Source organism: Vibrio sp. Of7-15 (assembly GCF_022347565.1).
Classification (GTDB): Bacteria; Pseudomonadota; Gammaproteobacteria; order Enterobacterales; family Vibrionaceae; genus NORP241.
The window spans coordinates 82,784-96,225 of the sequence record NZ_JAKRGH010000007.1 but is presented as its reverse complement, the minus strand read 5'-3'; the positions used below and the strand labels follow the sequence as shown (position 1 = coordinate 96,225).

The 13,442-nt window shown below is 42.3% G+C and carries 10 protein-coding genes; 6 read left to right on the top strand and 4 right to left on the bottom strand.

Translation table 11 applies throughout. The features are described from left to right. The first annotated feature begins 6 nt into the window (after positions 1-6). The 6 genes from nirD (at position 7) to MHO82_RS10130 (ending at position 8,471) form a co-directional block, all read left to right on the top strand. Positions 7-336 carry a nitrite reductase small subunit NirD gene (gene nirD, locus MHO82_RS10155; protein ID WP_239183831.1) on the top strand — a complete coding sequence of 110 codons (330 nt, stop codon included), beginning with the start codon at positions 7-9 and terminating at the stop codon, positions 334-336. A gap of 201 nt (positions 337-537) precedes the next feature. Then, positions 538-2,787, top strand: a complete 2,250-nt coding sequence (locus tag MHO82_RS10150; RefSeq protein WP_239183830.1) for an ATP-binding protein — start codon at positions 538-540, stop codon at positions 2,785-2,787. Further along, the gene (locus MHO82_RS10145; protein ID WP_239183829.1) at positions 2,777-3,217 is read left to right on the top strand and encodes a response regulator; all 441 of its coding nucleotides are present in this window, start codon (positions 2,777-2,779) and stop codon (positions 3,215-3,217) included. The genes MHO82_RS10150 and MHO82_RS10145 overlap by 11 nt, the downstream gene beginning before the upstream one ends. Before the next feature lie 20 nt (positions 3,218-3,237). Next, complete coding sequence (locus MHO82_RS10140; protein ID WP_239183828.1) at positions 3,238-4,965, top strand: GGDEF domain-containing response regulator; 1,728 nt, start codon at positions 3,238-3,240, stop codon at positions 4,963-4,965. Positions 4,966-5,157: 192 nt separating this feature from the next. Beyond that, entirely contained in the window at positions 5,158-6,633 is a 1,476-nt protein-coding gene (locus MHO82_RS10135) for a NarK family nitrate/nitrite MFS transporter (protein WP_239183827.1), read from the top strand. A gap of 77 nt (positions 6,634-6,710) precedes the next feature. Further along, positions 6,711-8,471, top strand: a complete 1,761-nt coding sequence (locus tag MHO82_RS10130; protein ID WP_239183826.1) for a bifunctional protein-serine/threonine kinase/phosphatase — start codon at positions 6,711-6,713, stop codon at positions 8,469-8,471. Between the two features lie 51 nt (positions 8,472-8,522). On the opposite strand, the gene MHO82_RS10125 is transcribed toward MHO82_RS10130, so the two are convergent. The 4 genes from MHO82_RS10125 to MHO82_RS10110 form a co-directional block, all read right to left on the bottom strand. Then, positions 8,523-9,455 carry an ROK family protein gene (locus MHO82_RS10125; RefSeq protein WP_239183825.1) on the bottom strand — a complete coding sequence of 311 codons (933 nt, stop codon included), beginning with the start codon at positions 9,453-9,455 and terminating at the stop codon, positions 8,523-8,525. 48 nt (positions 9,456-9,503) lie between these two features. Continuing rightward, positions 9,504-10,499, bottom strand: coding sequence for a glycosyl transferase family protein (locus tag MHO82_RS10120; RefSeq protein WP_239183824.1), 996 nt, complete (start codon positions 10,497-10,499; stop codon positions 9,504-9,506). A gap of 93 nt (positions 10,500-10,592) precedes the next feature. Continuing rightward, entirely contained in the window at positions 10,593-10,862 is a 270-nt protein-coding gene (locus tag MHO82_RS10115; RefSeq protein WP_239183823.1) for a hypothetical protein, read from the bottom strand. Between the two features lie 141 nt (positions 10,863-11,003). After that, the gene (locus MHO82_RS10110) at positions 11,004-13,442 is read right to left on the bottom strand and encodes an EAL domain-containing protein (protein WP_239183822.1); all 2,439 of its coding nucleotides are present in this window, start codon (positions 13,440-13,442) and stop codon (positions 11,004-11,006) included.

Sequence of the window (13,442 nt, the reverse complement as noted above, 5' to 3'; positions counted from 1 at the left end):
CACACCATGACTAACTGGACTACCATCTGTAAACAAAGTGATCTCATACCAAACACTGGCCTATGCGCTCGCATTAATAAAGAGCAAGTGGCTATTTTTTACTGTAGCCGTAATAACCAACTGTACGCTTTATCTAACTACGATCCTATCGGACAGGCTAATGTGCTTTCACGGGGCATTATGGGTTCCATTAAAGGCGATATCGTCGTCGCCTCTCCTCTTTACAAGCAGCATTTCAATCTAAAAACAGGGGAGTGTTTAGAAGACCCCCAATACAAGCTAAAAACCTATCCTATTCGCTTAATCAACGGTGAAGTACAACTACAAGCCGCCTAAAAATCCAACAAAAAACAAAAAGGAGGAGGTCACCACTTCCTCCTTTTTGATTTCTTATATTTAAAGATAACTATATTAACACCAATGCATATTTGATCCCTTTAGAATGCTCTACTACAGTTTTTGAGAATGCGTCTAAAAATGTTAATACCAATGTCGAAATTTTCTTACCAATCACGATCATATGGGTACTCACTATAGATGATTAACGAAACTGTTTATGCACCACGCAGCTACTTTTCCCCTACCTGCATTAGCTCCGTTCTTGCGTTAATGGTATCTAGTCTAGGCATCAGTGTTCTATTAGGTTGGTATTTAAATCAGATTTCTTTGATTCAAGTTCACTCTTCATTTGTGCCTATGCAATACAACACCGCGCTGGGCTTTCTTCTTGCTGGGTGCGCCCTGTTATCCTCCATTTTTAACAAAAAGACATTATCACTTCTGCTAAGTCTTATCGTGGCATTAATTGGTGGCTTAACTTTAATTGAATACACCTTCCACATAAGTCTAGGTATTGATCAGCTGTTAATGGAGCACTACATCACCACCAAAACCTCTCACCCAGGCCGTATGGCTCCCAATACCGCTTTATGTTTTTTGCTTAGCGGCAGTGCATTACTTGCCTCTTATTTGACACAACGGACCTATCAATTAGTCCTTGTTGGAGCAATTGTCACAGGCCTTGGACTTATTGTCTTTCTTGGGTATTTAATAGGGTTAGAAACCTCATTTGGCTGGGGTCACCTTACTCGTATGGCAATCCATACCGCTGTGGGCTTTATTTTTTTAGGTAGCGCTATCACCTTATGGGGGATATCGATTATGCCTAAAATCACGGAGATTAGGAATCACTGGGCAATCACTTTAGTGGGCGTTACCTTAACGGTACTTGTACTTACCTTATGGCAAGCATTAGTGGCATGGGAACACCGCCAAATCCGTAAAGACACCGAACACCAACTGCATCGTTTTCAAGAAAAATTTGAAATTAGCATGCAAACTCAAATTCACACACTAGAAAGGATGGCACAACAATGGGCGTATCGAGGTGGTATTCCACGTCATGAGTGGGAATTAGATATTCAAAATTATATCCAATATTTACCCTTCTTTCAGGCCATAGAATGGGTAGATAACTCATTGCACGTTCGCTGGATTGTACCGTTAGAGGGCAATGAAGCAGCAAAAGGTTTGAACCTTGATTTCGAATCACGCCGCCAAGAAGCCCTTATCAAAGCCCGTGATAAGAGAGACACAACCGTAAGTCACTCGATCACACTCGTACAAGGCGAGCGCGGCTTTCTGATCTATGTACCTCTTTATATCAATCAGAAATTTGACGGCTTTATTATCGGCGTTTTTCGATTGGATAACGTACTTTCATTACTAACAGGACAAGACCAGTTCAATCAGAATTTTCGACTACAGATTATTGAAAAAAACCAAGTAATATCTGCCGACTCTCACCCCTATGAACCTGATCAAGATAAATACAAAGTGGGCAGCAACATCAGGTTAGGCGACATTTACTGGCAAGCAGAATTAACCCCGATTTCCTCTTATACCAATAAAATTTGGTCCCCAATCCCCTACTTCGTGTTATTCGGAGGCTTAATCAGCATTGCTCTTTTGCACTACTTTTATTACTTACGCCAGCGTGATCAACAAAAAACCCGCTTACTTCAAGAAGAAGTAACCAAACGCAAACAAAATGAGGTCGCCCTTGCCCAATACATGAAAGAGCTAGAACGCAGTAATAAAGAGCTCAATGACTTCGCGTACGTTGCTTCGCACGATTTAAAAGCACCTCTCAGGGGCATAATGCAGCTAGCTAACTGGATTGAAGAAGACAGCAAAGATCAGCTGGAAGAGCAAAGTAAAGAGTTTTTAACATTAATGCAAAACCGAGTCTCCAGACTAGAACGCCTACTGGATGATCTACTTTCTTATTCTCGTGTTGGCCGTAAACAAGGAAATTTTAAAACCGTAGACACTACCCAATTAGCTCACGATATTTTTCAGCTATTAGATCCACCAGCAGGCTTTACACTGACCTGCCAGAACTGCTTACCCACCTTTGTCACGTTATCAGTGCCATTTGAACAATTACTACGAAACTTAATCAGTAATGCCATTAAGCACCATGACCAAGCAGAAGGCACTATTCACATTTCTGCCACCATAGATACTCAAGGCTTCCAATTTGTCGTCAGTGATGATGGTCCCGGTATTCCACCGGAACAACACGACAGAGTATTTGGTATTTTCCAAACTCTAAAATCTCGTGATGAAGTAGAAGGCAGTGGCATGGGGCTAGCCATTGTGAAAAAACTATTAGATAACTACCAATGCCAAATCCGCATCGAATCAGATGGAAAAAGAGGCACTCGGATGTGCTTTACTTGGCCAACAGAAATCAAATTAAGGGAACTAATCAATGACCAGTAGCCAATACAATACCGTCTCCATATTGTTAGTTGAAGATGATGATGTCGATGCCATGGGCATAAAGCGTGCACTCAATAAGCTGCGTGTTGCCAACCCTTTACATCGAGCATGTGATGGTATTGAAGCCTTAAGCATATTACGAGAGGAGAAAATTCAGCATCCTTACCTCATTCTACTCGATCTCAATATGCCAAGAATGAGTGGCCTCGAAATGCTTGAAGAGTTAAGGGCCGATCCACAGCTCACCGACAGTATTGTTTTTGTGCTTACCACTTCGAAAGACGATGAAGACATCATGGCTGCCTACAAAGAGCACATTTCCGGATATATCGTAAAGTCCCAACTCAACCCCGACTTTACCGAGCTCTTTGAGCTGCTCGATCATTACTGGCGTTTAGTTGAATTTCCAACCAGAAGCCAGTGTAATTAATCACGCTCAAGGACGACGCTATGAACTTGCTGCTAATTGATGACGACGCAATAGATCGAATAAATACCAAACGGGCATTAAAACAATCGGGGCACACTGTCGAAGTAATAGAAACTAGCCAGGCAAAAGAAGGCTTAACGCTGGCTAAAAAACAGGCATTCGATCTTATTTTACTCGATTACCGATTACCGGGCATGACTGGGTTAGAAGTGCTTAAAGTACTGCGTAATTCCACTCCCCAGCCCCCTGCGGTAGTGATGCTAAGCCATAGTGAAGATGAAGACCTTGCTATTAAATGTATCGAAGCAGGAGCTCAAGATTTTGTCCCCAAAAGTGAGGTGACGGCCTCTCGATTAATTCGCGCTATTTTACATGCCAAAGAACGTAATAAAATTGAACAACAGCTCCGAGATAGTCGTGAGAAGCTCCGTAGCTTAGCCGAAGTAGATGTACTTACGGGGCTTGCAAATCGCTACATGTTTGAGCTCAGTTTAAAAAATGCCCTACCATTATCAGGACGACAAGGAAGAAGCCTTGCATTAATCATTCTTGACCTAGATAAGTTCAAAAACATCAACGACACTTTAGGCCACGCTGCGGGTGATCAGCTGTTAAAATTAGTCGCTAAACGGCTTCAACAACCGTTACGAGAAGGCGACCTTCTTTGCCGGCTAGGAGGCGATGAGTTCGCTATTCTGGTACACGGCCTGCGAGAGATCTCCTTAATTCGACGCCTAACCCAACGAATTTTTGATAGCTTAAAAGACCCTTTCTACCTAGATGGCTGCAAAACCATTGTTTCTGCCAGTATTGGTATTGCCAGCTACCCAGAATGTGCCTCAGATCCAAGCTTATTAATGAGGTATGCCGACATTGCCATGTACCGCTCAAAAGAAAGTGGTCGTAACCAATCCCACTTTTACTCAGAAGAACTGCATAAGCAAATCATGAAACGAGTCGGGCTAGAGCGAGATTTACACAATGCCATTGAACATAATCAGTTCGTTTTACATTACCAGTTACAAGTTGACTCAAAAACAGAACGATACACAGGCATTGAAGCGTTAATTCGCTGGAATCACCCAACCCGTGGCTTAATTTACCCCGACGAATTTATTCCTATTGCCGAAGAAATGAAAGTCATTGATAAAGTCGGTGCATGGGTACTTGAAAAAGCGTGCGAAACCTTTCATGGTTGGCAACACATTGACGATAAACTTTCCCTAGCCATTAACCTATCGGCGCTACAACTTTGCCAATGCGACTTTCTCCAAAACGTAAAGCAAACGCTCAGTAAATACCACATTGCTCCTCATCGTTTAGAACTAGAATTAACAGAAAGTACCTTAAACAAAAACACCGAAGCTACTCAATTACTGCGTGATCTTTCTGACATGGGCATAAAATTAGCGCTCGATGATTTTGGCACTGGCTATTCTTCAATGTCTCAGTTGCAAAAATACCCATTCCAAGTTCTAAAAATTGATAAAACCTTCATTCAGTCCATTATAGAAAAAGAAGATGCCTCCTTTTTAGAAGCCATTAATGCCTTTTCTCAGAAGTTAGGCTTACAAGTGGTTGCAGAAGGGGTTGAAACCGAGATTCAAAAAACATGCTGTAAGAAGTTACAAATTGATCGCATTCAAGGTTACTACTTTGCAAAACCGATCCCAGCGGAAGAACTGGAGGCTCAGCTTCTCGATTATCACGCTATTTCACCAGAAAGTTTCAAACCTTACCTCAACTAAGAAAACAAGGTATCCATGCCTTGTTTTCTTCTCTATCTTATTGAATCATCTTGGTGCAGAATCACTAAGATCGTTCATCCCCAACAATAAAAAAACAAAAAAATCCAGTAAGCAGCTGAATTTAAACACAAATAAAAATGGCACAGGAGCTGCTATTTAAGTGTGAGTAAAACGTATTCTAGGAGTGTTTAAATGAGTGATACTGGAAAATTTAATCTTTTTTCATTCAGTGGAAAAATGAAAATACTGCACCTTAGCTGGTTTGCATTTTTTATTACCTTTATGGTTTGGTTTAACTTTGCCCCCTTGCTGCAAGCAGTAAAAAGCTCACTAGGGCTGACAACAGAGCAGATAAAAACCTTATTAATTCTTAACGTCGCTCTGACCATCCCTGCCCGTGTCATTATTGGCATGCTAACTGATAGATATGGTCCTCGCTTGGTGTTTTCCAGCTTATTGGTTGTGTGCTCCATACCTTGCTTTATGTTCGCGATGGCAGACAACTTCATTCAGGCAGCTATCGCTCGCTTTGCATTAGGCTTTATTGGAGCCGGTTTTGTCATTGGCATTCGTTTAGTCTCAGAGTGGTTCCCTCACAATGAGCTAGGCACCGCCGAAGGAATTTATGGTGGGTGGGGGAACTTCGGCTCAGCCGCCGCCGCATTTACCTTACCAACCATTGCCGTAATGTCGGGAGGTGAAGACGGTTGGCGTTATGCTATGGGCCTAACAGGCTTAATGAGTTTAGGGTTTGCATTCGTGTTTTATACCAATGTTACCGATACCCCAAAAGGCTCTACCTACTTCAAGCCTCAAAACATGGGAGCGATGGAAGTCACCTCCAAAGGGGATCTTGCCCTGCTGCTAATCATGAAAATTCCAATGTATGCCGCACTTGGCCTACTGGCATGGAAGCTATCTCCTGATGGAGTGGCTATTTTTTCTCAAACCACCACCCAGTTCATCTATGTTGGATTACTGGCTTTATATTGCTACGAAACCACTCAGGTTTGGAAAGTAAATAAAAAGATTTTCTCAGAGCCCGTACCCGAACTCCACCGTTATAAATTTAAACAAGTCGCTATATTAAACGTTCTTTACTTCGCCACTTTTGGCTCAGAGCTCGCTGTGGTTTCTATGTTACCCTTATTTTTCTCAGAAACTTTCGAGTTAACCCCTGTTGTTGCAGGGATGGTGGCGTCTGCTTATGCGTTCATGAACTTAATGTCTCGACCAGGTGGTGGCTGGCTCTCAGACAAGTTTGGCCGAAAATCAACACTATTGATCTTAACCGCAGGTTTGGCCGCGGGCTATTTCTTGATGGGACAAGTCAACAATGAGTGGGCAATTTGGCTGGCGGTTGCAGCCGCAATGGCCTGTTCTTTCTTCGTACAAGCGGGGGAAGGGGCCGTATTTGCAACAGTACCATTAATCAAACGTCGCATGACAGGACAAATAGCCGGCATGACTGGTGCGTATGGTAACGTTGGTGCCGTATGCTACCTAACCATTCTTTCGTTTGTGGACTACAGCACATTCTTCTATGTGATCGCCGCGACCGCCATTTTAGGGTTTGCGACCTTGTTATTTATGGAAGAACCCACCGGAAAGATTGCTGAAGTAAATGAAGATGGCAGCGTAACATTGATCGATGTTGCGAATCACTAGTACTGCGTGATGTAAAGCAGCCTAACCAGCCCGCTTTACATCAATATTATCCAAAACCAGCAAAATGAGGATAAGTCATGACAGCCGTGACTAACTGCTCCAATACTTCAACCGACTTGTTACAGGTTACCGTAGGTGGTTGCTCTAGTGCAGGTATACGAGACATCAATCAAGATGCGTTTGCTGTTAAATTACCAAGCCAAAACAACGTCGTGACATATAAAGGTATCGTCGCTTGCATGGCCGATGGTGTCAGTTGCAGCGAACACGCACAACAGGCCAGCCAAACCAGTGTCACGCAATTTATTGAAGACTATTATTGCACCCCTGATAGCTGGCATGTAAAAAAATCAGCCCAACGAGTACTAAGCTCTCTCAATAATTGGCTCTATCATCATGGCCAACAAAGCGACTTACGTCATAATGGGCTGGTGACTACTTTCAGTAGCATTATCTTTAAATCAAACACCGCCCACCTCGTTCATGCAGGTGACAGTCGAATTTATCGTTACCGCCAAGGTAAACTGAAACAACTCACCCAAGATCATTGCCATAAACAAAGTGGCCGCAATAGTTTTTTAACTCGTGCTCTTGGCATGGACTCCCACCTTGAAATGGATTTTCAATGCTACGATTTAGAACTCAATGACATTTTTTTACTCTCCACCGATGGTTTACACGAATGGCTACCCCACCACGACATTGAAAAAAAATTAGCTCCACAGCAATACGATTTAGAACGAACCGGGCAACAACTAGTGGCTCAAGCCAAGAATAATGGCAGTAATGACAACATCAGCTGCTTACTCATTAAAATTGAGCAGCTTCCCCACGAAAATGTCGATGAAGTTCATCGAAAATTAACACAACTGGTGATCCCACCTGTCATGAAGATCGGTAATACCATTGATGACTTCATCGTACAAAAAGTCATTCATAGTAGGACTCGTAGCCATGTGTATCTAGTTCAGAGTAAAAACAATAAACAACGGTATATCTTAAAAGCACCTTCCCCACACTTTTCAGAAGATCTTATTTATCTTGAAGGGTTTATTAGAGAACAATGGATAGGCAGACGTCTACACCACCCCAATATTATGAAAATAGAAGACAGGCCTACCTGCTCACCTTTTCTCTACCATTTATGCGAATATATTGAAGGACAAACCCTACGCCAATGGATTCACGACAATCCAGCCCCTAACCTTAATCTTGTTAGAGATATTGCTGAAGGGCTCTTTAAAGCCGTGCGCGCCTTTCAGCGAATGGGGATGGTACACAGAGACCTAAAGCCTGAAAACATCATCATCACAGGCAAAAGCAAAGTGGTTTTAATTGATTTTGGCACCGTACAAGTAGACGGCCTTGATGAAATTGCCTCACCTCTATTAGAAGAAGCTCCGGTGGGAGCTGCCGACTACATCGCGCCTGAATACCTTGCAGGAGAAAGAGCCCAGCACTATTCAGATATTTTTTCTCTTGGTGTAATCATCTATGAAATGCTCACAGGGAAGTTACCTTATAAACCTTATGGCTCACATACAATAACCCATACTCGTCACCATAATTTTATCTATCAACCCGCCCAAAACCACCGAAATGATCTCCCGCAATGGCTTGATCACACATTAAAAAAAGCCTGCCACCCATCACCTGCTCAGCGCTATCAAGCGATGTCGGAGTTTCATCAAGATCTATCCACCCCAAATAAGCAAATGATCGAAAAACACCAACAAGCACCGTTACTAGAGCGAAACCCGATATTTTTTTGGAAGTCCTTATCTTTGATCTTACTGTTACTGATGCTAGCCGAAACCGGGTTATTACTAAGTTGTTAAAGACAAGTTATTAAAGATAAATTATAAAAGTTAAGTATAAAAAATAAACTCTTAAATCGATTCACACAATAATGCGGCACCAAAAACACCAGAGCTATCACCCAATTTAGGCTTCACAAATTTCGTTTCTAACCGATCATTAAATAGCCAAGGTAAAATTCGTTTTGAGGTTTGAGTGTATAGCTCATCAATATTTCCTACCCCGCCACCAATTACCACAACATCAGGATCCAGCACATTAATAATTTGAGCAATGGCTTGTGAAAAGTGATCTAACAAATGCTCAATTGTTTGACGAGCAGCCTCTACCTCGGAATCAACAGATGTAATTTCCATTCGAGACAGCTCAACAATTTCCACCAAAGGACGGAACTGATCTGTTAGCTGCTGGTAGTAGCGTTCAACACTTGGCCCTGCAATCACCGTTTCCACACAGCCACTTTTCCCGCAATAACACGCTTCACCACCAGGTATTAACACATTGTGGCCCCATTCTCCGGCAATGTTGTGTAAGCCATTCAACACCTTACCGTTGACTGTAATACCTGCGCCACAGCCGGTGCCCATTATCACAGCAAACACCACTTCCGCTTTTGGAAATGCCTCAGCTACAACCCCCATTCGACTTTCTGATAAAGCAAAACAGTTCGCATCGTTGCTCATCACAACTTCAACTTGCAACAACTTGGCTAAATCGGTTTTCAAAGGCATTCCATTTAACTCTGTGCTGTTGCAATTTTTCATGTTACCAGTGTAAGGATCACTCGTACCGGGAGTGCCAAACCCAATCACATCGGGGTAATAATTTAATTCTAACGCAGCTTGATCAATCAACTGCTTAATACGTTGCAAAATATGCTGATAGCCTTTTGTACGTTCGGTGGCTAAACGCTCTCGGAATAACGGGCGATAATCTGCATCCATCACCACACATTCAACCTTAGTACCGCCTAAATCAATACCCCAATAGTGATTGTTTTTCATTCTAAAATCCTTTTACGGCCACCGTAACCTAAACATGAATAAGCCCAGTTACTGGCAGTACTGTCTCCACAATTCAATGGCCTGCTCAATAGCTTGATCTCGGCTTAACTGGCTATCGTGCCCTTTTGCCCACAACGCTAACGCAATGCCACTTACTGCGGTATTAATCATCAGTGCCATGTTGTCATCTGACGTACCCAAAACGCACTTTTCAGGTTGCGGTAAGCTTTCAATAAGCTGCTCATCCCAATACAGTTCTTCGGTGCCTTGGTGAGTTGCCCGCCAAATGGTTTGGCTCACTTTAGGGTTGTATTCTGTTTCACCGCCAACCCCTTTAAAAGAAACCGTGCATGATGACGTATCACCCGACTCTTCTAATAGAAAGCCTTCTGCTTCACCATGTAACTGCGGGAAACCAGGGTGGAAGCTACCACGTAATGAAATCGCAGCATTAGCGGGGTTCAACATACGTGCAGCGGTGTTGGTTGGTGTACGCAGACCAAACTTTTGTTGCCAGCGGAGCATATCCACAACTTGCGGGGCATACACAGCAAGCGGTAAGTAGGCAATATTATTCGTTTCGAGTTCGTGCTGGGCTTGTTCTATGGAACCACAACGTACAATATTCAGCTTATCGAGATAATGTTCAGCGTGGTGGCGTTTACTTTCCGCTTCAACATGGCCGTGCAGTAACACTTTATACCCTGCTTTCGCTAACGCGTGAGCAGAATATAAATGCCAAGGTTGCCCCTGTAACTGACGTTTACCAGCAAAGCATGGCCAATCAATATCTGCACTCAGGTGTGACAGTTCTGGTTTTGAATCTTCTCTAAGATACTCACGTAATGCTTTAGCAAAACCAGACACTTCTTCTACGGTTTCATTTTGTACTCGGATCAACATCATCAGCATTGCCATCTGATCTTCTCCGACGTCACCTCGTAAATACTCTTTCATCACCAAGTATGCTTGTGAATGATTAAGTGGCTTACGGCTTCGCTCCCCTCTTCCTACGGTGCGAATACAATCGATGATACTGCTCATTTTTCTTCCTTTTAATCTCTTTCCAACCACCATTTCATTTAAGCCCTTATGCAAAGAACACAAGGGCTTAAGCGAATATATTGGCCGTTTTCTTTATTCTTCCATCCAGCTCATGTCTGGTAACGCATCCAAATGTTCGCTGTAACGTTTTTCATTAAATGGCACATCATTTTTCATGACATCATACACCTCTAGTGCCAAGGCACATGCCATAGCAGAGATAGCATCTTCACGAGAAGTTCCCGTCATCATCAAACGCATGAGTGTTTCTTTTACTTTCTTTGGTTGACCATCTTCTAATTGATTTTCAATGGTTTCAATTAGTGTTTCTTCAGTCACAAAATCATCTTGTTTTTCTGTCATGATTACATCTCGTTAGAACCGTTTTCGCAACTATGCCACAGCTCTAACTGAGCATCACGTACTATTCGGTAAATCCTGACAAAAAGCCTAATAGCAACATATTAGGGTAGGAATATAGAGGAGGTAAGGCTGGAAAAGGGGCTAAAAACGATTCGCTACCTTACATGTATCATACTCTGTGTTAAACAACTCAGAGACTTCTGTAGCAGGTCTCGGTCGGCTAAATAAGTAACCTTGTAGCAAATCACACCCTTCTTGAATCAAGAAGTCGCGATGAGATTCATCTTCAACTCCTTCGGCCACAATCTTATGCCCAAGAGCGTGAGCCATCATGATAATCGCCGATAAAATAATATTGTTATTTCGGTTGCTTAACTCAGTGGTAAAACTGCGATCTATTTTAAGAATATCAATGGGCAAATCACGTAAATAACTAAGTGATGAGTAACCAGTACCAAAATCATCTAGGGCTATTTTTATATTTCGATCTCTTAGCTCATTTAAGGCGGTCAGTACATTTTTTTCACCACTTAACACCGCCGTTTCCGTCAATTCAATATACAGCGAACCTGGAATTAATTTGGCTTTATGGATGGCATCACTCAACTTTTGGGCAAAATTAGGAGCCCCCAACTGTACCGCTGACACATTCACCGCAACCTGAATATCGTGATGCCCTTTCTGTTGCCAAATTTGTAACTGTTTAATCGCAGTACTTATCACCCAATCGCCAATGATGGTGATCATGCCATTACGTTCTGCAATAGGAATAAAGATATCGGGGGAGATAAAGCCTTTTTCGGGATCACTCCAACGAATAAGCGCTTCCAACGACGCTATTTTTTGAGTGTCACTATCAATAATAGGTTGGTAATAAAGATCAAATGCCTGTTCTTCAATGGCTCTATGTAACCTTTGTTCTACAAACGCCATTTGCTCATTTTGCTTGCTCAATGTATCGGTATAATTTTGAAAATTACCTTTCCCCACCTTCTTTGCCTGATACATCGCAATATCGGCATTTTTAATCAACTCTTGTGTCGTACGTCCATTTTCCGGGTAAGACGCAACCCCAACACTGGCACTGAGGTAATAGTCACTTCCTTCCAATTCAATAGGCAAAGCAATAATATCAATAATTCGCTGAGCCACCCGCTCCACCACTTCTGGCGTTTTCAAACCTTTTAATAAAACGGTAAACTCGTCTCCTCCTAACCGCGCGACCATGTTACTCGAAATGGTGTCGTTACACCGCAAGTTATCATTCAACCTATCTGCAACCTGCTGTAATAAACTGTCTCCCGCATGATGACCCAAACTGTCATTAATCATCTTGAAATTATCAAGGTCAAGGAACATCACCGTTAAGTTTTCACTGGCTGTTTCTGCTTTTTTAATAGAGGAATGCAGCTGCTTAGTAAACATGAATCGATTAGGCAACCCCGTTAAGCTATCACTAAAAGCCAATTCTCGTATTTTTTCATGAGAACGATGCAAACTTTTACTCATTCGATTAAATTCTCGGCCAAGTTCATTCAACTCATCGTCCCCATGAGTATCAATTTGAACCAGCTCTTTACCGCTTCCTAACCGAGAAAACGCTTTATGAAATTGCTGGAGTGGGCGTGAAATTTGGTAATGATTTAACGCCAATAATAATGGAATCGACAAGATAATGGATAACATGGTGACGTTCGCCACTAGCGACGAAATATTACGGCTCGACTGCAACAAAATGGCTTCAGGGATCAGGCCATGTAACCATAAATTATCTTGAATTTTCACCCGACCATGATAAAAGCGGTTGGTATCGTCCATATCATGAAGCTCAAAATGTTGACCTTCAGAGCTCCACGGAGCACTGGAAATATGGCTTTTTATCCGCTCTGTAACTGCCTCATCACTCGCAGCTAACACCACTTGACCACGGCGATCAGTGAGAACTAGATGTCCTCCTTCCCATGGTACTTGTGCTAGTGACTTCTTGAGCTCAGTTAAATCCACCGTGATCACCAAATACCCCCCTAGCACCTTATCTTCAGGTTTCGAGGTGAGGCTATTTTTAATGTCCAAACGCTGAGAAACGTACAAACTAAACATATTATTATCGCTGTTTAGTAGTAGCTGAGTGTACGACGACAGCTGATTTTCCATCATGTTAGTAAACAATGGTGTTGAAAACTCATCTTCTCGCAAATTTGGAATGAAATGGTTGGTAAGGCGCAAATCTTCATAACCATCAGGCAATAAAATTCGCACTTCATAGTATTGTGGAAAAACTGACATCACTTGCTGTATTTTACGCAGCAACGGCCGCTGCATTAAGGTATAACGCTCTTCTTTAGCCAGTAAGTAGTTTTCTACTAATGGATCGCTCGCAATCAGTTCCGCATTTGCCTGTGCCGTTTTAATTAAGCTATTACTCTGAAACGTGATTTGCTCAAACAATTTATCAAGCTGATCAATACTGTTTTGCTCCGAGCTCTTTTTAAGCTCAATATACGCAATGGTTCCCAATAAAATCAGAGGCAAACACAATAAAGGAATCAAGAAAATCGGTAATTTCGTATGCAGCTTCAT